The organism is Lutimonas halocynthiae (assembly GCF_030409835.1).
Classification (GTDB): Bacteria; Bacteroidota; Bacteroidia; order Flavobacteriales; family Flavobacteriaceae; genus Lutimonas; species Lutimonas halocynthiae.
This window is the reverse complement of the sequence record NZ_JAUFQO010000004.1, coordinates 316,038-337,452: the sequence shown is the minus strand read 5'-3', so window position 1 is coordinate 337,452 and position 21,415 is coordinate 316,038. Positions and strand designations below refer to the sequence as shown.

The 21,415-nt window shown below is 36.4% G+C and carries 20 protein-coding genes; 17 read left to right on the top strand and 3 right to left on the bottom strand.

The window, feature by feature from the left end:
- Nucleotides 1-3: 3 nt before the first annotated feature.
- Together lipB and QWY87_RS07320 are read right to left on the bottom strand one after the other, a co-directional pair.
- Nucleotides 4-708 carry a lipoyl(octanoyl) transferase LipB gene (lipB, locus tag QWY87_RS07325; protein WP_435389487.1) on the bottom strand — a complete coding sequence of 235 codons (705 nt, stop codon included), beginning with the start codon at nt 706-708 and terminating at the stop codon, nt 4-6.
- On the bottom strand, nt 708-869 hold the full coding sequence (locus QWY87_RS07320) for a YqaE/Pmp3 family membrane protein (protein WP_290289882.1): 162 nt from the start codon (nt 867-869) through the stop codon (nt 708-710). The genes lipB and QWY87_RS07320 overlap by 1 nt, the downstream gene beginning before the upstream one ends.
- A 206-nt stretch (nt 870-1,075) precedes the next feature.
- On the opposite strand from QWY87_RS07320, the gene lysS reads away from it, so the two are divergent.
- The 7 genes from lysS (at nt 1,076) to QWY87_RS07285 (ending at nt 10,310) form a co-directional block, all read left to right on the top strand.
- A complete protein-coding gene (lysS, locus tag QWY87_RS07315) occupies nt 1,076-2,779 on the top strand; it encodes a lysine--tRNA ligase (RefSeq protein ID WP_290289879.1) in 1,704 nt (567 codons plus the stop codon).
- Nucleotides 2,780-2,842: 63 nt separating this feature from the next.
- Nucleotides 2,843-3,304, top strand: a complete 462-nt coding sequence (locus QWY87_RS07310) for a DUF2846 domain-containing protein (RefSeq protein ID WP_290289878.1) — start codon at nt 2,843-2,845, stop codon at nt 3,302-3,304.
- A 156-nt stretch (nt 3,305-3,460) separates the two neighbouring features.
- On the top strand, nt 3,461-5,620 hold the full coding sequence (locus QWY87_RS07305) for a S9 family peptidase (RefSeq protein ID WP_290289877.1): 2,160 nt from the start codon (nt 3,461-3,463) through the stop codon (nt 5,618-5,620).
- 177 nt (nt 5,621-5,797) lie between these two features.
- Complete coding sequence (locus QWY87_RS07300; RefSeq protein ID WP_290289876.1) at nt 5,798-7,069, top strand: alpha/beta hydrolase-fold protein; 1,272 nt, start codon at nt 5,798-5,800, stop codon at nt 7,067-7,069.
- A 168-nt stretch (nt 7,070-7,237) separates the two neighbouring features.
- Nucleotides 7,238-8,755 (top strand): AsmA family protein, encoded by a 1,518-nt coding sequence (locus QWY87_RS07295; RefSeq protein ID WP_290289875.1) that lies wholly within the window; start codon nt 7,238-7,240, stop codon nt 8,753-8,755.
- A 232-nt stretch (nt 8,756-8,987) separates the two neighbouring features.
- Nucleotides 8,988-9,932, top strand: coding sequence for a nuclear transport factor 2 family protein (locus tag QWY87_RS07290; protein WP_290289874.1), 945 nt, complete (start codon nt 8,988-8,990; stop codon nt 9,930-9,932).
- Between the two features lie 54 nt (nt 9,933-9,986).
- Nucleotides 9,987-10,310: an EthD family reductase gene (locus QWY87_RS07285; RefSeq protein WP_290289872.1), complete on the top strand. Its 324-nt coding sequence runs from the start codon at nt 9,987-9,989 to the stop codon at nt 10,308-10,310.
- A 72-nt stretch (nt 10,311-10,382) separates the two neighbouring features.
- Here QWY87_RS07285 and QWY87_RS07280 read toward each other — a convergent pair whose 3' ends face one another.
- Complete coding sequence (locus QWY87_RS07280) at nt 10,383-10,685, bottom strand: hypothetical protein (RefSeq protein ID WP_290289869.1); 303 nt, start codon at nt 10,683-10,685, stop codon at nt 10,383-10,385.
- A gap of 201 nt (nt 10,686-10,886) precedes the next feature.
- Here QWY87_RS07280 and QWY87_RS07275 point away from each other — a divergent pair, with 201 nt between their 5' ends.
- The 10 genes from QWY87_RS07275 (at nt 10,887) to QWY87_RS07230 (ending at nt 21,377) form a co-directional block, all read left to right on the top strand.
- The gene (locus tag QWY87_RS07275; RefSeq protein WP_290289867.1) at nt 10,887-11,504 is read left to right on the top strand and encodes an alpha-ketoglutarate-dependent dioxygenase AlkB family protein; all 618 of its coding nucleotides are present in this window, start codon (nt 10,887-10,889) and stop codon (nt 11,502-11,504) included.
- Between the two features lie 58 nt (nt 11,505-11,562).
- Nucleotides 11,563-12,342, top strand: a complete 780-nt coding sequence (locus QWY87_RS07270) for an SDR family NAD(P)-dependent oxidoreductase (RefSeq protein WP_290289866.1) — start codon at nt 11,563-11,565, stop codon at nt 12,340-12,342.
- A 5-nt stretch (nt 12,343-12,347) separates the two neighbouring features.
- On the top strand, nt 12,348-12,842 hold the full coding sequence (locus QWY87_RS07265; protein WP_290289865.1) for a GNAT family N-acetyltransferase: 495 nt from the start codon (nt 12,348-12,350) through the stop codon (nt 12,840-12,842).
- 87 nt (nt 12,843-12,929) lie between these two features.
- Complete coding sequence (locus QWY87_RS07260; protein WP_290289864.1) at nt 12,930-14,192, top strand: TolC family protein; 1,263 nt, start codon at nt 12,930-12,932, stop codon at nt 14,190-14,192.
- A 17-nt stretch (nt 14,193-14,209) separates the two neighbouring features.
- Nucleotides 14,210-15,112, top strand: a complete 903-nt coding sequence (locus QWY87_RS07255) for an HlyD family secretion protein (protein WP_290289863.1) — start codon at nt 14,210-14,212, stop codon at nt 15,110-15,112.
- Nucleotides 15,109-16,032 carry an ABC transporter ATP-binding protein gene (locus QWY87_RS07250; RefSeq protein WP_290289861.1) on the top strand — a complete coding sequence of 308 codons (924 nt, stop codon included), beginning with the start codon at nt 15,109-15,111 and terminating at the stop codon, nt 16,030-16,032. The genes QWY87_RS07255 and QWY87_RS07250 overlap by 4 nt, the downstream gene beginning before the upstream one ends.
- Before the next feature lie 2 nt (nt 16,033-16,034).
- Entirely contained in the window at nt 16,035-16,763 is a 729-nt protein-coding gene (locus tag QWY87_RS07245) for an ABC transporter ATP-binding protein (RefSeq protein ID WP_290289858.1), read from the top strand.
- A gap of 11 nt (nt 16,764-16,774) precedes the next feature.
- Entirely contained in the window at nt 16,775-17,881 is a 1,107-nt protein-coding gene (locus QWY87_RS07240; RefSeq protein ID WP_290289856.1) for an ABC transporter permease, read from the top strand.
- Nucleotides 17,881-18,996, top strand: a complete 1,116-nt coding sequence (locus QWY87_RS07235; protein WP_290289855.1) for an ABC transporter permease — start codon at nt 17,881-17,883, stop codon at nt 18,994-18,996. The genes QWY87_RS07240 and QWY87_RS07235 overlap by 1 nt, the downstream gene beginning before the upstream one ends.
- A gap of 131 nt (nt 18,997-19,127) precedes the next feature.
- On the top strand, nt 19,128-21,377 hold the full coding sequence (locus tag QWY87_RS07230; protein WP_290289854.1) for a beta-glucosidase family protein: 2,250 nt from the start codon (nt 19,128-19,130) through the stop codon (nt 21,375-21,377).
- Nucleotides 21,378-21,415 lie beyond the last annotated feature (38 nt).

The following is a 21,415-nucleotide window of genomic DNA, read 5'->3' as shown; positions in this document are numbered from 1 at the left end:
GAATTAAAACTTATCAGCAACTAGCTGGGCTTCGAACACTTCTTCAAAGTATTTGTTTATAAGTAGCTTCACTTCTTGAGTAGGCGTCTTTTTGTTGAGTTCAGCCTCCATTGATGTTACCGCTTTGCCTCTTATGCCACATGGGATAATATGGTCAAAATAACCCAGATTCGTATTTACATTTAGCGCAAAGCCATGCATGGTAACCCATCTTGAAGTTCTTACACCCAAGGCGCAAATTTTTCGAGCAAAAGGTGTTCCAACATCCAGCCAGACTCCTGTTTCACCATCACTTCTTGTTCCTTTTAAACCGTAGTGTGCAATAGTTCGGATGATGACTTCCTCGAGGTTTCTCATATACCACCTTATATCAGGTTTGAATTCTTCCAGGTCGATAATTGGGTAGCCAACAATTTGCTCAGGACCATGAAAAGTAATATCTCCACCTCGGTTGGATTTATAGAAGGAAATGCCTTTTTGTTTTAGCTGTTCCTCATTGAGTAAGAGATTCGATAGATCGCCGCTTTTTCCTAAAGTATAAACCGGAGGATGCTCAGTAAAAAGAAAATAATTAGAACTAAGTTCTTTTATTTCTTTTTTACGATTGGAAAGTTTGATATCAATAATGCCTTGAAAAAGCTCATTTTGATAATCCCATGCGTCCTTGTAATCCATTGATCCAAGGTCTTTAAAAAGCACCTGATTCATCAGCTGTATTTTGGATTATTTAATATGATCAAGGCAGCGATTACTCCTGGAATCCAGGCGCAAAGTGTTAGGATAAAAACGATAACAACACTTCCACACCCTTTGTCAATAACAGCCAAAGGAGGAAATAAGATTGATAACAGGACCCTAAATATGCTCATATTCAATAATTGTTTCAGGTTGCAAAATTCGGTATAATATTCCAATTACAGGACGCTATTTTTAGGTATTCGTTACAAATTAATATAGAAACCAAGATTAAAATGTAAGGGATTAATGTATTAAGTTCTTCTTTCGTTGTTTGGTGTTTCTTAGTTTCATTGTATCCTCGTATCTTTGCGACCTATTTTTCAAAACATATTTAACAATGCAATTATCAGAACAGGAAATAGTTCGTAGAGAGTCTTTACAAAAATTACGTGATTTAGGAATTAACCCTTATCCCGCAGCACAGTTTAAGACATCTTCATCAGTTCAGGAAGTACTCAATAATTTTGAGAGTCTTGAAGGAAAGGAACTCGTTTTAGCGGGAAGAATCATGAGCAGAAGAATTATGGGTAAAGCCTCTTTTGCTGAACTCAAGGATGGTTCTGGTAGGATGCAAATCTACATCAATAGAGATGAAATTTGCACTGGAGAGGATAAAACGATGTACAATGATGTCTTTAAGAAATTATTGGATATTGGCGATATAATTGGGGTAAGAGGAACAGTATTTAAAACCAAAGTAGGTGAAATCTCAATCATGGTGAAAGAGCTTACGGTATTATCTAAGGCGCTTAAGCCAATGCCAATCGTTAAGGTTGATGCAGATGGGAATGCACACGATGCATTTAGCGATGCAGAGATGCGATACCGTCAACGTTATGTTGATTTAATTGTTAATGATCACGTAAAAGAGACTTTTTTAAAAAGAACGAAGATCACTAATTCGATTCGACAATTCTTTAATGATAAAGGATATCTGGAAGTGGAAACACCAATTCTACAACCAATTCCAGGAGGAGCTGCAGCAAGACCATTTATAACACATCACAATGCATTGGATATGCCATTGTATATGAGAATTGCAAATGAACTTTACCTCAAGCGCTTAATCGTAGGTGGATTTGATGCTGTTTACGAATTCGCTAAAGATTTTAGAAATGAAGGGATGGACAGGACCCATAATCCTGAGTTTACTGTTATGGAGTTATATGTTGCGTATAAAGACTATAACTGGATGATGACAATGACTGAAGAGTTACTTGAAAAGGTGGCTATAGAGGCTAATGGGACATCACAGGCCCAAGTTGGTGATAACACAATCAATTTTAAAGCACCTTATGCAAGGGTGCCGATTCTATCAGCGATTAAAGAGCATACTGGGCATGATGTTGCCGGCATGGATGAGGTTGAGTTGCGAGAAGCATGTAAGCAAATCGGAATTGAAGTTGATGAGACCATGGGTAAGGGAAAAATGATTGATGAACTGTTTGGAGAAAAATGTGAACATCACTATGTTCAGCCTACTTTCATCACTGATTATCCAAAAGAAATGAGTCCTTTATGCAAGGAACACAGAGATAATCCTGAACTGACAGAAAGATTCGAACTTTTGGTGAATGGAAAAGAACTTGCCAATGCTTATTCAGAATTAAATGACCCGATCGATCAATTGGAAAGGTTTCAGGACCAATTAAATTTATCTGAAAAAGGAGATGATGAAGCCATGTTTATCGACATGGATTTTGTCAGAGCCCTTGAATACGGCATGCCTCCTACATCAGGAATTGGTATCGGAATAGACAGATTGGTCATGTTCTTGACAAATAATGCCTCCATACAGGAAGTATTGTTTTTCCCACAAATGAAGCCAGAGCAAAAGGCTGCACCGACAGTTGAACTCAATGAAGATGAAAAAGCAGTTTTAAAAATGCTTCAGACGGCAGAAAAAATTGAATTGGGAGCATTAAAAACCCAATCAGGCTTGTCTAATAAAAAATGGGATAAAACGATTAAAGGTTTGACCAAGAATAAGCTTGCAGCCGTAAATAAGACGGATGAAGGTTTGTTTGTAGAGGTTTTGTAAAATGGAGTCAAGTTTTTTGAATAATTTTCAGTACCGAATCTTAACGTAGAAGAATAATAAACCATGATTAGAAAGACTAGTTTTATTACAATAGCCTTTATAAGTATTACATTTTTATTTGGTTTTACTATAGAATCAAATTCTAACATTGAATCAACAAGTCCAATATTAGATACAATTCAGTCCCCTGAAACGGGAACTGTTTATTTGTATCGAGCAGGTAGAGCTGTGGGTATGGTATTGAATACTCAGATTAAAATAAACGGACAAGATGCTGGAGGTACTTCGAATAAATCTTATTTTGAATGGAACCTTGAGCCTGGAGTTTATGTGTTTTCATGTTTTACAAAAGAAAGTAACGGGGTTGTTGAAATTGATGTTAAACCTAATGAAAAATATTATCTCCGACAGGATGTAAGAATTGGATTTACCAATGAAGGAAGGGTAACTTTGAAGCAAGTGGATGAGGCAAAAGGAAGCAAAGAAATGAAGAAATGTAAGAAACTGATTTCTACATATAAATAAGCTCTTTTTGAAAATATTAGAGACTGGATCTCGCAAATTAAAAAGAAAAACTATGAAGTAATTTCTTTTTTTGTTTACAGCTGTTAAATAAGCATCTACCTAATTTACTTATCTTTATACAAATCTTTAATTAACTAACTTACTAATACTGCCGCCATGAAATCAATTTGCTATGTCTTAATTGCGTTTTTACTTTTTTCAATTTCTTGTAAAAAGGAAAGCCAGAAACCTTCAAAAATTATAACCCAAGGACCTGTTGCCAAAATAATTTCTGATACTTTAACGATGCATGGGGATAATCGAATTGACGATTATTTTTGGATGCGTTTAAGTGACGAGCAAAAAAATGCTGAGAATCCAGATGCCCAGGCACAAGATGTGTTAGATTATATTAAGGCTGAAAATGATTATTTGGATACAACGATGAGTCATACCAAAAATCTCCAAAAAAAGGTTTATGATGAAATTGTGAGTAGAATCAAGAAGGATGACCAATCGGTTCCGGTAACGGATAATGGATATTCCTACTATTCCCGATTTGAAGAGGGTGGTGATTATAGATTGTACTGTCGGAAAAAGATAGGCAGTGATGTAGAAGAAATTATGCTAAACGGACCTGAAATGGCAGAAGGCCATGCCTATTTCAGTATTAGAGGGCGCTCGGTTAGTCCTGATAATAAATTATTATCATATAGTATTGATACAGTTTCAAGAAGGCAATACACTATTTATGTAAAGAATTTAGACAGTGGAGAATTACTGAACGACAAGCTTGAGAATACAACAGGTAGGGCAACCTGGGCAAATGATAATAAAACTGTTTTTTACAGTACCCAAGACCCACAGACCTTGCGTTCCGATAAAATATACAAACATACCCTCGGAACATTACAATCAGAAGATGTGCTGGTGTATGAAGAAAAAGACGATACTTTTGGTTGCTATATTTATAAGTCAAAATCAAAAAAATATTTATTCTTAGGGAGTTATCAGACGCTTTCCACTGAATTACGTTATTTAGATGCGAATAACCCGGGTGGTGAATGGACAATTATTCAACCTAGAGAGAAAAATTTAGAGTATGAAGTGGCTCATTATGGTGGTCATTTCTATATTAGAACCAATTTAGATGCTGAAAACTTTAGACTTGTAAAAACTCCTGTCAAGGCAACTACAAAAGAAAACTGGACTGATGTTATTCCTCATAGCGAGGAGCGTTTTTTGCAGGGAGTTGATCTCTTTGAAAATTACTTAGTAGTTAGCGAAAGGATAAATGGCCTGCGCGCCTTAAGAGTAAAACCTTGGAAAGGCGAAGAACATTATATTGAATTTAATGATCCTGCATATCTGGCCTATACCACATCTAATCTGGATTTTGATACAGATATTTTGAGATATGGCTATACCTCATTAACTACTCCAAACAGTACTTTTGAATATAATATGAGCACAAAAGAACAAGTGTTGTTAAAGCAGGAAGAGGTTCTCGACGCTAGTTTTTCAGCTGATAATTATGTTTCTGAACGCATCTATGCTACAGCAACTGATGGAACAAAAATTCCTATCTCTTTAGTTTATAGAAAAGGGGTAGAAAAAAATGCGGCAACACCATTGTTGCTTTATTCTTATGGTTCTTATGGTAGCAGTACGGAACCCTATTTCTCTGGAAGCAGGTTAAGTCTTTTAGATCGAGGATTTGTTTATGCCTTGGCACATATTAGAGGAGGTCAAGAAATGGGCAGGTATTGGTATGAGGATGGTAAACTATTAAAAAAGAAAAACACTTTTACAGATTTTATTAATGCAGGTGAGTTCTTGGTTCAAGAAGGTTATACCAGTAGTGATCACGTGTATGCCTATGGAGGTTCTGCCGGAGGCTTGTTAATGGGAGCCGTTTTAAACATGAAACCAGAACTTTGGAACGGCGTTATTGCTGCAGTACCTTTTGTTGATGTCGTTTCAACCATGCTAGACGAATCGATACCATTAACAACTGGAGAGTTTGATGAATGGGGGAATCCGAAAATTGAAGAATATTATCACTACATGAAATCCTATTCACCTTATGATAATGTGGAAGCCAAGGCTTATCCGAATATCTTAGTAACTACAGGTTATTGGGACAGTCAAGTACAATATTGGGAGCCATTGAAATGGGTGGCAAAACTGCGCGCCTTGAAAACTGATGATAATTTGGTATTGTTAGATTGTAATATGGATAACGGCCATGGAGGAGCTTCTGGAAGATTTGAAGGGTATAAAAGAACTGCCTTACTTTATTCGTTTATGTTCGATTTAGAGAACATCAAAGAATAGCATTTATAAGTGTATGCGAGAAATGTAAGTTGTTCTTATTGCACTTTTAAACTCATTATTCTTTTGAAAATTAATATGATGCTTTTGGACATTAATTATATGGATTCGTCCAAGAACGTTTTATAATCCCGATAATAAAACCTTTATTTGGATCAATAACCCATTAAATCTCAAACCATGAACAAGTTCGCAGCCTTAATGATCATTTTACTCTTTGTCAATTGCATTGATAAAAAATCTGAAAAGGATTCACCTAATGCCTCAAATGAAATCTCTTTTGGAAAGATAGACAGCTTATATTCGGACGTATTAGGCGAATCAAGAAAAATATGGGTTCATATTCCAGCAGGAGCTGATAATTCTACATTTAGTACTAAGAAGTATCCTGTTTTATATTTATTAGATGGTCCTGGACATTTTTATTCTGTAGCCGGAATGATAAAACAATTGAGTACAACCAATGGTAATACGATTGTTCCGCAGATGATCATCGTGGCAATTCCAAATACAAACAGGACAAGAGATTTGACACCAACACATACAGACGAGAGCCCTTTTGGCGATGATGTTGCTTGGTTAAAAGATTCAGGAGGTGGTGAGACTTTTACAGATTTTATTGAAAAAGAACTCATTCCATTTATAGATGAAAAGTATCCAACATCTCCGTATAGAACTTATGTTGGTCATTCATTTGGTGGATTGACAGTGATCAACACTTTAATTTCAAGACCTGAATTGTTCAATAATTATGTTGCGATTGACCCGAGTTTATGGTGGAATAATCAAGGGACATTGAATGAAGCAAAGAAAACGATAGCAGAGGCTGATTTTGAAAATAAATCACTTTTTGTAGGCGTTGCGAATACGTTACCTCCTGATATGGATTTGGTACAAGCAAAAAAAGATACAACCAAGGAAACTTTTCATTACAGGTCAATTTTGAATTTTGTAGAAAGCGCTGAAGAACATAAAGAAAACGGCTTAACATTGTCATGGAAATATTACCCTGAAGATGATCATGGAAGTGTTCCATTGATTTCTGAATACGACGCTTTAAGGAGTATTTTTTCCTGGTACAGGTTCGATAAAATGGCAGATTTTTATGACCCTCAATACAATCCCGAACCTGAGGAGATGATAACCATAATTGAAGAACATTACAGTACACTAACAGATAAATTCGGTTATGAAGTGCTGCCTGATGAAGTACTTGTAAACAGTTTAGGATATGGTTTTATGAGTGATGGTAAACTGAAACTTTCTGAAGCAGCTTTTGATCTAAACATAAAAAACTACCCAAAAAGTTTTAATGTTTATGATTCAAAGGGAGATTATTATCTCGCAGTGAAAGATTCGATCAAAGCGCTGGAACTATTTGAAAAGGCCATAGAAATTTCTCCAAATGAATTCTCTCAGGAAAAAGCAGATATGCTAAAATCCAAGAAATAATTTTATTGATATATTATTTACAGCGTTTCGACTTGTTTGAAACGCTTTTTTATTAGGGGCTATTTGCACTTTTTTGATAGTGTGAAAACGGCTGTTTAGTTTTTCTTTTTGATTAACTTTGATCTGTAGTCTTTTCCTGTAAAGGTATCGTTGTCATTTGCTCAAATCATGTCAGAAAAATCGAAAAAAAACCCCAGCTTCATTAAAATTCTCAGAAGAGGTATTATCCTACTTATAGTTGTTCTGTTGATAGCTGTTATTTCGTTTTTTACTTATCTCAATATTAAAAAAAATGATATTAGCGAAGATTTATTAAGATTTGTTAACAAAGAATTGAAAGGCGACTTTTCTGTTTCGGGGATTTCTTTGGGTTCATTGTTTTCTTATCCAGATCTCGAGATTACAGTAAAAGGCCTGCGATTTCATGCCCCTTCTGGCCCGATTACACATAGGGAGCTAATTTTAGAAGTAAAACGATTAAAGCTTAAAGCCGACTTAAGTGATATTTTGTCAAAGCAGATTCTAGTTCAAGATGTGTTTATTACTGGTGCTAAATTGTATATAGAACGTGATAGTGCTGAGCAAATGGTTATTGGAGAAGGGTTTAAGCCTTCTCATGAACAAGCTACAGCAACAGATTCGACGAAACTTATTATAGATATTAGAAATATTCTGATAAAAGATTCAGAAGTTGTAATCATTGATCGGCCTACAAATCTTGAGCTTCCTTTTAAATTGGATAATGTAAAAGGGACTTTCAAGTTAAATGATAAGCTAATACAGGGAGTGGCTGATATAGATTTATTACCCTTAAATTTTGAACAAATAAAAGCCTTTTATCTCAACAAATTGCCGATCAACCTGGTGACAAATTATTCAGTGGATATTGATAAAGAGTTGGTGATGGTAAAAGGTAAGGAATTGTATATAGGAGATGAACACTATAGTGTCAATTACCACTATAACTACACTGAAAAACCGTTTATGGATTTTCAATTGGCCTCTTTAGATGCCGGGGTGAACTTATCAACGCTCTTTGTAGAAGAGATGGATTCAATTGATGATAATCAAAAAATAGAACTCCTTGGTCAAGGTCAGTTCAGAACTGATCTTCATTGGAAGCCTGATTCCAAAAAACCTTTTTTTGAGGCTATTAAAGCAGGCTTTGTTTTGGAAGGCAGGAATTTGAAGATCTATGGAATGGATCTTGACAATGTGATTGAAAAATTCAAAAGAAGTCAAGAATTTAATCTTGCCGATGTGAGTGCAGTTATGTTTGCAGGTCCTGCTGGATTAGCTGTAACCAAAGGGACTGACTTTGCACGCCTCGCGTTTGCCAAGGCAGGGGATTCAACACAGGTTAAACATTTTTTAGCCGACTGGCGCATGAATAAAGGGCTTTTAACAGCTGAAGACGTAGCTTTAAGTACTAATAAAAACCTGGTATCAACTTCGGGTTGGTATAATGTTCGAAGTGATAGTTTAGATTTTAAAATTAATATTTTAGATAAACGGGGCTGTGAATTGGTTAGTCAGCAGATTTCTGGGGATGCTCTTAATCCAGAATATGGGAAAGTAAAATTGCTCAAAACATTCTTAGGTCCGGTTAAGAACTTTTTCAGGAATATGGGCATTACCAAATGCGATACGTTGTACATCGGAAAAGTGGAGCACCCGAGCAAGTGAAGGGCTGACTTAAGTGAGGGGGTGACTTAAGTGAAACCTTTACTGGAATTTATCAACTACTTCAGCATGTCGCAATAATTTTTTATTCTAATGATCATTTTACGCTTCGAAAATTAAATAGGTACTTACGGACACTAAAAGCATCCATTCGTCCTTGCTTGATTGTCTGTGATTTTTGAATACTGTTTATTTATAGGGTTATTTCAAAAACATTAACCTAAAACTTATTAAAATGAAAAAATTAACTCTCATTTTGTTGATGACAGTCACTATGCTGGCTTATTCACAAAAGAAGAAAAACGGAACAATTTACTCAGAACATCCTGCCATAAATGTGGTAGAAGATTTTCAAAAGGCATTTATATCAGGAGACGCTGATAAGGTCATGAGTTATCTGGCCGATGACTACAAATGGTGGAATGGTACAAATTCCAATAAAGATGCTAAACCTGGAACAAAGGAAGGAGCCGGAAAAAACACAACCTGGTGGAAAGAGAATATTGCTTATTTAAGTATGGAACGCTCAGGAGAGGCTTATCCAGATGCCATAGAATATAAGGATGCAGAACAGAAAGATGTAGTATGGGTGCAAACCTGGGATCATATAAAAGGTGTTCATAATGAAACCGGCGTAAAAATAGATATGCCTATGCATCGCCTATATGTTGTCAATGCAGATAATAAAATTGAAACGGTAATTGATTACAGTGATCGTACAGTTTGGGACGAGTTAAGGCAAAGTTTTGAACCTAGAGAAAATGGTACGATTTATAATCATCATGATTATATCAATCATGTTAGAAGAATGATGGCGGCTCTGGAAAACCACGATATGGAAAAATTTCATAGCTATTTTGACGAAGAAGCATCGTTCAGAAATATACACATGGCGGTTGGTACAGAATCCATGACACTTGAAGATGACAAAAAAGGAATGAAGGAAATGATGGAGAATTTTGAAATTACCGGCATAGATGTGCAGGGTTATCCAGATTACTTGAATTACGGTCTTGGAAATGCCAAAGTAGTCCAGTCTTGGTGGAAATTGAGAATGACAAGAAAATCTGACGATAAAAAGATTGTTATGCCGCTTTTTGTTATTCACAATTTTAACGATGAAGGTAAGATTACCGCAGAGAACGCTTATTATAGTCAGGCTCTTATGACTGCTAAATAAATTATTAACTTATAGCTGCCTCTCAAAAGAAGAGGCTTAGAAAAAACCATTATTATGAAAAAAGGCACTATTAAAGTAAGTGTTTTATATCCTTCAGGAGAAGGTAAACATTTCGACATGAATTATTATAGTAACAACCATGTGTCGTTGCTTCAGAAATTATTAGGAAATGCAATAATTGGAGCAACAATCGAAAAGGGTTTAGGAGGATCAGCTCCTGGTGAAATCGCACCCTTTGAGGCCATAGGTAATTTATACTTTGAATCTATGGAATCATTTCAGAACTCTTTTGGTCCCAATGCTCCAGCTATAATGGGAGACCTGCCCAATTTCACCGATATTGAACCAATAGTTCAAATAGCGGAAGTAATTTTATAAATAAAGAAACCTCAAGTATCATCATCTGTGCATACTTGAGGTTTTTTTTTGACAAATTATTATAGTTGACTACTATGTGTCTTCATCAAGGTCTTCTACTGAATCTGAATCTGGTGTTAGTATTTCATCATCATCAGTGACATCATCTTCGTCATCATTAACGTGAAATTTCTCCATCGTATCGGCAAGATGTTTACTAATTTTAACCAGATAGGTAATGTCTTCAGTTTTTACTTCTACAGCTTCAATTAATTCATAATCAGCATTCCTAAATGTTATGATATCGTTATCAGCATATCCGCCAGGAAATTTTGAAACCAATAATTCCAATATGTCTCGATTTAATTTTTTGAAATCTACAATGACTCTTTTCATGATTCAAGTTCTTAAAATGGACTATTTAAAACAACTTACACCAGTATAATAGGCGACTTAATTGATAATATTTTACTTTTATTATTGAGGATTAAAGTTAGTTATTTTTTCAATTACTTATCATATCTTTAATTTTGTTATTGTTAAGAAATCATCTCTTAATGCAACAAAAATCAATCAGATTGTGTAACGTTTTCTGTTATGAAGCCAACAACTTTAGGAAAAGAAGTCTCTAAAAATTTGATTCCCTATGATGGGGAGGTATATTACCTTGAAAATTTTCTGGAAGACAAGTTGGCAAAGCAATTTTTTTCGAACCTTCGTAATAATATTTACTGGGAACACGATGAATTTCTAATGTATGGTAAGAAGATCATTACAAAAAGAAAAGTGGCTTGGTATGGATCTAAAGCATTTGATTATACCTATTCACATAAGACAAGAAAGGCCAGAGTATTTACGGATGACCTTATGAAAATAAGGCAGTTGATTCAGGAAGCATCTAAAGATGTTTTTAATAGTTGTTTATTGAACTTATACCATGGGGGTTCAGAGGGAATGGGATGGCATAGTGATAATGAAAAGGAACTAGAACCGCAGGCAACGATTGCTTCCTTAAGCCTCGGAGCAGAGAGGAGGTTCGCTTTTAAACATAAAATTACCAAAGAAACAATTTCGCTAACACTTCAGAACGGAAGCCTTCTGCTAATGAAAGGTGAGGTTCAGGAGCATTGGTTGCATCAATTACCAAAAACCAAAAAAATAACAGACCCTCGAATCAATCTTACTTTTAGAAGTATTATTGAAGATAAGGATTGAATATCAGTTTGAATTTGCACCTAACTACATTATATTTGATAGTCTTAAATCTACGTCTATGACTTCCAGAAATCCTGAATACCCATCACTTAGTTTAAAAAATAAAGTAGCCTTGGTTACCGGAGCTGGCAGAGGACTGGGCAGGGCATGTGCTTTGGCTTTAGCCAATGCAGGAGCCGATGTGGCACTTGGTCTTAGAGATATCAATTCCGCTTTGGATTTGGAGTCAGAGATTAAAGCCATGGGCAGGAGCGTGATAAGGGTTCAAATGGATGTGTCAACTGTGAAAGAGATTCAAAATGCTGTTGACCAGATTATATTACATTTTGGAAAGATTGACATATTGGTGAATAATGTGGGTATTGCACCGGGAAATGCGGCAGAGAATGTGACAGAAAAAGATTATGATCTTACCATGAATCTCAATGTAAAAGCCATGTTTTTTACTTCTCAGGCGGTAGCTAAACATATGATAGCACAGGGAGGTGGTCGCATCATAAATATGAGCTCACAGGCAGGGTCGATTACACTTGATGATGAATCAGTTTATTGCATGAGTAAGGCTGCGGTAAATCATATGACCAAGAATCTGGCATCTGAATGGGCAAAGTACAATATTCAGGTGAATGCCGTAGCGCCAACCTTTATAGAAACCCCAGGTACAGAACCCTGGTTGAAGAATCCTGAATTCAGACAAAGTGTTTTAGATAGAATTCCTCTTGGCAGGATAGGTAAACCCATGGAAGTTGCAGGTGTCGTGGTGTTTTTAGCTTCTGGCACAGCTTCTTTGATCACCGGCGAAATAATTATGATTGATGGTGGATGGACCCTTAAATAAGCTAAATGATGATTAATTTTCATGAAGTAAAAAGCGATAGCGATTTGTTACTGATAGAAAGCATGGCAAATACAATTTGGCATGAACACTATACTCCAATTATAGGTCATGAGCAAGTAGTTTATATGCTCGATAAATTTCAATCTGTCAATACAATGAAGGCGCAAATTGATGCGGGATATCATTATTTTATCATCAATAAGGATGATAAGCCTATTGGTTATTTGTCATTTAATAAACGAAACGAGGAATTGTTTTTGAGCAAGATCTATGTTTTAAAGGAATCAAGGGGAAAAGGAATTGGTAAAAAAGCAATGACTTTTGTTTTAGACATGGCCAAAGGATTGGATTGCATGAAGGTGAGTCTTACTGTGAATAAATATAATCATGACGCTATCAGGGCCTATGAAAGTATTGGTTTCATAAACATACAGGAATTGGTACAGGATATAGGTGGCGGTTTTGTTATGGATGACTATCTTATGGAAAAGTCATTATAATTAAAACGCATATCATTGCCTATTCATTATAAGAAAATATATAGTTTCCTTATATTTAGACATCGTATTAGCTTTCAAACCTTGTTTATGAAACATTTTTACCTGAGCGCATGCATTTTCTTTTTTATTCTCTTCAGTTCCTGGGTCAGTTATGGGCAACTGAGTATTGATTCCTGTCAGGCAAAAGCAAGAAGGAATTACCCTTTGATTCAGCAATTCAGTCTTATAGACCAGACTACAGAATTTACCGTATCTAATGCTAATAAGGCATTCTTGCCACAGCTGAGTTTTAATATAATTGGTGGTGTTGTTGATGGTTTTCCGAGTTTTGACGCACCAGGGGCCACAGAGAGTTCCTCATCAAGCATGCAACTTATAAGCGTGGTTCAGCTTAATCAAGCGATCTGGGATGGCGGAATTACAAAAGCAAATAAAGAACTTATAAAAGCTAACGCTGAAAAGGACAAAGCAGACATTGAAGTGGCTTTATATCAAATTCGAGATCGTGTAGATAATTTGTTTTTTGGGATATTGCTTATTGATGCCCAGCTGGAACAGCAAAGAATCTATTATACAAGCCTCGAACGAAACGCAGAACGCATAGAAATTGCTGTGCAAAATGGAGCAGCGTACAAATCTGACCTGGATGAGATCAAGGTTGAATTGCTTAATGCGGAAGAGCGAATGTTAGAATTAGACTACAATAAACAAGCATATTCGGAAGTGCTGGCTGCAATGATTGGGGAACCCTTGGCTAAACCAGCTAGATTGATGAAACCTGAAATAGGGTTTATTGATTTGAACAATGAAATTAACAGGCCGGAATTGTCAATGTTTGAGAATCAAAAGGCGATGATAGATGCTAAGGCAGGTTTAAACAGATCGAGTTTATACCCGCGAATTGGTCTTTTGGGATTTGGAACCTTCTTAACCCCTGGGATTGATTTTGGCGCTTCAGAGATCAATCGAATTTTAGTAGCTGGCTTGAGCGTTTCATGGGATATTACGGGTCTTTACAGAAATGGTAATAATAAAAAATTAGAGGAGCTTAGTTTAATGCAGATTCAAAATCAAGAAGAAACATTTTTGTTTAATACCAATCTTCAAATTAGCCAGACACAAATGGAATTGCAAAAGTATAAGGAGTTAATTGAAAAAAGCGAGGAGGTTTTAGAAATTAAGTCGCGAATTAAAAAAGCCTATGAGGTCAAGTATGAGAATGGAATAAGCACGATGACTGAACTCATGGATAAGACAAACGAAGAGAATCTTGCGAGTCAAAAACTCATCCTTCAAGAGATCCAATATCTGCAAAAAGTGTATCAATACAAATACAATTCAGGAAATTAATCCTTTAAAAAAAAGAAATGAAAAAATTATATCTAATACTATTGAGCTCCTGGATGTTGGTATTATCATGTGATGATGGAGACAATGGAAAGGACGCAACCGGGGTGTTTGAAGCAATTGAAATTATTGTTTCTGCGGAAGCTACGGGCAAACTTTTAAATTTTGAAGCTTATGAAGGTCAGCAACTGCAAAAAGGACACGTGCTCGGCCAAATAGACACAGTGCAGCTATACTTGAAAAAAATGCAACTCCAGGCAAATCAGTTGGCATTAAATGCAACCAAACCCGATGTTGCATCTCAAATAGGCAGTACAGAAAGAGAAATTGAGAAGCTAGAATTTGAAAAGAAAAGAACGCAAAAATTATTGGAAGGTGATGTGGCCACACAAAAACAATTAGATGATATCATCGCACAAATTGATGTGTTAAAGGCCAGGTTAAGAGCGCAGAAAAAAAGTTTGAATTCAAGTTCTGATGCCATAGATGCACAATACAATGCCATTGATGTGCAATTAGAACAAATGGATGATCAAATATCTCGTTGTAAAATTCAAAGCCCGATAGAGGGCACTGTTTTGGTAAAATATACCGAGGCCGGTGAATTTGTAAATACAGGGAAGCCTCTTTTTAAGGTTGCAAACATGCAAGAAATGATTATTAAGGCCTATGTTACAGCCGAACAATTGAAAGACCTGCAACTAGGTCAAAACATTAAAGTTTTGGCTGAATTTGGAGCTGAGGAGTTCAAAGAATATCAAGGCGAAATTACCTGGATTTCAGATAAGTCAGAGTTTACCCCAAAGACCATTCAGACGCAGGATGAAAGAGCTAATCTTGTTTACGCCTTGAAAGTGAGGGTTGAGAATGATGGCTTCCTGAAAATTGGTATGTATGGAGGCCTTAAATGGACAACAGAATGAAAGTAGTTTCCGTCAATAATATCAAAAAGACATATAAAAAAGTACAAGCGCTAAATGGCGTAAGTTTTGAAGTTGATAAGGGTGAAATTTTTGGCATTATAGGGCCCGATGGAGCAGGTAAAACATCGCTTTTCAGAATTCTTACTACGTTGTTATTGGCAGATTCAGGTACAGCCGTTGTTGATGGTAATGATGTTGTTAAAGAATACAAACAAATCAGACAAAAGGTTGGGTATATGCCTGGAAGGTTCTCCTTGTATCAGGATTTAACCGTTGAAGAAAATTTAAAAATATTCGCTACTTTATTTGGTACGACCATTGAAGAAAACTACCACCTAGTCGAAGCCATCTACAGCCAGATAGAACCATTTAAGAATAGAAAAGCAGGAGCACTTTCAGGAGGAATGAAACAAAAATTAGCTTTGAGTTGTGCTTTAATTCACGAACCGGTGGTCTTATTTTTGGATGAGCCTACTACAGGGGTAGATCCGGTGTCTAGAAAAGAACTTTGGGATGTGCTAAAGGAATTAAAACACCAGGGAGTGACCATCCTTGTTTCTACTCCTTATATGGATGAAGCAAATTTATGTGATCGGATTGCCTTGATACAGGATGGCTCTTTTATGAAAATTGACACGCCCCAACAAATTATAGATGACTATGATCAAATTCTATGGTCAGTTAAGAGCAAAGAGATGTTCAGGTTATTACACGATTTAAGAGAAAATAAAAATGTTTTGTCCTGCTATGCATTTGGAGATGTGCACCATATAACAATTGATCCTTCGGTTATGGAATTAAAGAATCCTTTCGGTGCTTCAGAATTAAGCAGTTATTTAAACGATAAGAAACATGAAGAAGTTGAGATATCGCCAATTAAGGCAAGTATAGAAGATTGTTTTATGCAGCTTATAGCCTGAATATGAAAGTAATTGAAACCACAGACTTAACTAAAAAATTCGGCAATTTCACAGCTGTTGATAATATTAGCTTTGACGTTGAAAAAGGGGAGATTTTTGGCTTCTTGGGTGCCAATGGAGCAGGTAAAACTACAGCTATGAGAATGTTGTGTGGATTGATACACCCAACAAGTGGAACAGGGAAAGTGGCAGGCTATGATATCCACAAGGATTCTGAGATGATCAAGAAAAATATTGGCTATATGAGTCAAAAATTTGCTTTGTATGACGATCTGAAAGTTTGGGAGAATCTAAGGCTTTATGCCGGGATTTATGGCATGAAGGATTCTGAAATCAATAAAAACATTGATGCCCTTCTCAAGCGTTTAGGTTTTGAAAAGGAGAAAAACACCATGGTGAGTTCTCTTCCGTTAGGATGGAAACAAAAACTGGCATTTTCAGCGGCTATCTTTCATAAACCCCAAATAGTATTTCTAGATGAACCTACCGGAGGCGTTGATCCGATAGCAAGAAGACAGTTTTGGGAGATGATTTACGAAGCAGCTGCATCAGGGATCACCATTTTTGTGACAACCCATTATATGGATGAGGCCGAATATTGCAATAGAGTTTCTATTATGGTAGACGGAAGGATAGAGGCCTTAGACACGCCTAGAAATTTAAAAGATCAATTCGAGGCCAAGAATATGGATGAAGTATTTACCAAACTAGCCAGGAAGAAACAAGATTAATAGCCGATACAATGAAGCAATTCTTAGTATTTACAGAAAAAGAATTCTATCATATCTTCAGAGATAGATGGACGTCTATTGTGCTATTATTGCTCCCTGTATTAATGATAATTTTGTTTGGCTTTGGGATCACTACAGAAATAAAAAACACCAAGTTTGCGGTTTTTGATCCTTCTAAGGATGTGAGTACTCAGGAAATTATTAATAAACTCCAGGTGAGCGAGTATTTTAGTTTTGAGAAGAATCTTGCTGACCCAAATGACATTGAACGGATCTTCAAAAAAGGAAGGATTGGTTTTGTGATTGTTTTTGGTGAAAAATTCTACCAGAATTTAGTGCAAACTGGTGAGGCCCAGATTTTATTGATCGCCGACGGGACAGATCCAAATACCGCATCAACCCTTACCAATTACGCATCTGGAATCATCAGGGAATATATGGTAGATTTAAATAAAGGAAGAGAAATACCGTATACAATACATACTGAAGTCAATCTACTATATAACCCTACTTTGAAAGGAGCCTACAGCACTGTTCCAGGTGTTATGGGGATGATATTGATGTTGATTTGTGCCATGATGAGTTCCATTTCAATTGCAAGAGAAAAAGAGTTAGGGACTATGGAAGTTATATTGGTGTCACCCATGCCTCCTTTATTGATTATATTGGCCAAAGTTGTTCCCTATTTTGTTATTTCTCTGATTAATTTCGCAACAGTAATATGTTTAGCAGTATTTGTCTTAGATGTTCCTATTGTGGGTAGTTTATGGTTGTTGATTCTAATTTCAGTGATTTTTATTTTTGTTTCCTTGGCCTTGGGTTTGCTAATTTCTTCTATCGTTGACACCCAGATTGCGGCACTATTGTTTTCAGTTATGGGATTGATGTTTCCGGTTATTATGTTATCTGGTTTGATGTTCCCAATAGAGAATATGCCTTTGATATTACAGGGAATAGCTCAAATAATTCCAGCCAAATGGTACATCAGCGCAGCTCGAAATATAATGATCAAAGGAGTTGGAATTTCTTCTATTGCGAAGGAATTAATTGTATTGAGTGTTATGGCGGTCTTTTTTATTGGACTGAGCCTGAAAAAGTTTAAAATCAGATTGGAGTAATGATGCTAAAATATTTGATAGAGAAAGAATTTAAGCAGATCATTAGAAATAGTTTTCTGCCAAGAATGATCTTGGGATTACCTATTGTAGCCTTGATCATTTATCCTTTTGCTGCCAATTTTGAGGTAAAAAATATTGCACTAAGCGTGGTTGATCACGACAAAAGCAGTTATTCACAAGAATTAATACAAAAAGTCCAGGCTTCAGGTTATTTTAAGATAACTGATGTTTCTGATGGATATGAAGAAGCGCTGAGAAGTATTGAACTCGATAAATCTGATATCATTTTGGAAATTCCAAGTAATTTTCAATCAGACTTTATCAGAGAAAAGCAGGCATCTCTAATGATTTCAGCCAATGCTGTTAACGGTAATAAAGGAGGCTTGGGGAGCGCCTATCTCAACGGTGTCATCAACGATTTTAATGCGGATATCAGAACTGAATTGGCAGGAGGGAGGTCAGCGTCAATTACGCAGGGCATTGAGGTCATCCCATTATACAGATATAATCCTACCTTAAAATATGAGGTGTATATGGTCCCTGCTTTGATGGTCATGATCCTTGCGATGATTTGCGGGTTTTTACCAGCTTTGAATATTGTAGGGGAAAAAGAAAGTGGCACCATTGAGCAAATCAATGTTACCCCGATAAAGAAATCAACCTTTATCCTATCCAAGTTGATTCCATATTGGATTATTGGCTATTTGGTGTTAACTATTGGAATGTTAATTGCCATGTTCTTCTGGAAGTTGATTCCTCAAGGAAGTGTTTTAACCATTTACTTTTTTGCTACACTCTTTATAGTTTCCTTTTCAGGTTTTGGACTGGTCATTTCTAATTATGCACTTACAATTCAGCAAGCGATGTTCATGATGTTTTTCTTCGTGCTGACATTTATTTTTCTCAGCGGTTTATATACACCAGTGGAGAATATGCCGATTTGGGCACAGCGCATCAGTGACTTTAGCCCATTAAAATATATCATTCAGGTGCTGAGAATGGTCTATTTAAAAGGCAGTGGGATAAGTGATCTTCTCAGGCCCTTAGCTGCCCTTGTATCATTTGCAATCTTCTTTTATTCATGGGCGATCTTAAGTTACAGGAAAACGGGCTGATTTCACAATAAACATAATGGCATCTTATTGAGGCAAATTTTCCACCAATTTTCTAAAATTCAAGCTCTATTTTTTTTATCAATTCGTACTTTTGTTGTAGTATTGTGTCATAAATACACAATAAATTATTGATGAAGAAAATTGCAATTAAAATCTTAAAGGGTTTTGGGATCGTTTTACTGTTAATTCTGCTACTCGCCGGAGGGGTATATTATAAAAGCGTCAATTATAATATGTATGATTTACAAGCCAATAAAGAGCTTTTGGTAGAACCATCAGATGAAGAGGGCTATGCGAAGCTGGCAGAAGATTTGGTAAGCCAAATGACACTTGAAGAGAAGATTGACCAAATGTATGGTGAGAAAATGTGGCAAATCCCGAAACTGGGTATTGGGTTTTTGTTAAAGGAAAGATTTCCTCATGTGTATGCAGGTGGAAACGACAGATTACATATTCCACCATGGGTATTGTCAGATGGCCCAAGAGGGGCAAGGGTTATGGATCATGGGATTTACAGCGTAACAACTTTTCCGGTTGGTATGGCCAGAGGTGCGAGTTGGGATGTTGATTTAGAAGAAAGGATCAATGAGGTGATTGCTATTGAGATGAGAGCCAATAAAGTAAATTATGCTGCGACACCTTGTATAAATCTTTTGCGCCATCCTGCATGGGGAAGAGCACAGGAAACCTATGGTGAAGATCCTTGGTTGCTGGGTGAATTTGGTGTGGCTGCAGTGAAAGGAATTGAAAAACACAATGTAATGGCCTGTCCAAAGCATTTTGCTTTGAATAGTCTTGATAATTCAAGATTTGTTGTCGATGTCAATCTTGATGAAAGAACCTTAAGGGAGGTGTATTTACCTCACTTTAAGAAAACAATTCAAGTAGGAAAACCTGCTTCCATAATGAGTGCTTACAATAAGGCAAGGGGAGAGTATCTTGCAAATAATAAGTATCTCTTGAATGATATCTTGAGAGAAGAATGGGGTTTTGAAGGATTCGTGTCTTCAGATTGGTTTAACGGAACCTATGATGCTATTGGTAGTGTAAAAGCAGGGCTTGATGTTGAAATGCCATACCAGCAAGTCTATAAATATGATGTATTAGAAGAGGGCATAGAAAATGGAGAAATCAGTGAAGCTGATATTGATAAAATCGTTACCCGGACCCTTAAAACCCGACTTAAATATGCTTTTAGTAATGACCAGGAAACTTATGGACATGAAGAGATAGAGAAGGAGTCGCATGTAACGTTGGCAAGAATTGCTGCAGAAAAGAGTATGGTCCTTATAAAGAACGATAAGGTGTTACCATTGACTTCTGAAATAGGACAAAAGGTGTTGGTACTGGGCAGGTTGGCGAATATGGAAAACACAGGAGATGTTGCCAGTAGTAATTCTACATCTTTGAATATAACAACTCCTTATGAAGGCATCAGTGCCTTAAATGAGAGTTTACAAAATGAAGTGGTATTATATGATGGGCCTGACACAAAAATAGCAGCAGAAAAGGCAAAAGAAGCAGATCAAGTAATACTTGTTGTGGGTTATACTTTCGAAGATGAGGGAGAATATATAAATATTAACGGCGATATGGAAGGGTCGGCTAAGGCCGGAAAGTTGGTTGGTAAAAAAGGAATTGGTGGTGACAGGGAAAGTTTAAAATTGCTGCCTGAGGATGAAGCCCTTATTCAAGCAGTTTCTGCGGTAAACAAAGACATTGTGGTTGTTTATGTTGGAGGAAGTGCTATCAACATGAATGCTTGGGAGCCAAACGTGGCCTCAATTGTTTTTGCATGGTATGGTGGAATGGAAGGAGGAACGGCACTCGCAAATGTTTTGTACGGGAAAGTCAATCCAAGTGGTAAACTACCTTTTTCAATCGCAAGAAACGATTCGGACTATCCTTATTTCAATCCCTATACGCTCAAAATTGACTATGGATATTATCATGGATATACTCTTTTTGATAAAAAAAATATCGAAGTGGCTTACCCATTTGGTTTTGGATTAAGCTATACTACTTATGAATACGCTAAGCTCGAGATCATGAATGCTGAATTAAACAAGGAAGGTGTATTGAAAGCCAAGGTGAATGTGACAAATTCAGGAGATGTGGCCGGAGAAGAAATAGTACAGCTTTATGTGGGCTTCAAGAACTCAAGTATAGACCGACCGGTAAAATTACTTCGAGGCTTTGATAAGATACGTCTTGAACCCGGAGAAACAAAAACAGTTGAGTTTGAGCTTAATGTTCAGGATATAGCTTGGTATGATCCGGAGGCTAAACAATGGAAGGTTGAAGAGATGGAATATGAATTATATGTTGGAGCTAATTCATTAGAAAGTAATTTGCTTACAGATTCATTTCAGATAAAATAAGCATAAAAAATTGAAATTAATAGTGAGTGGAAATTGAA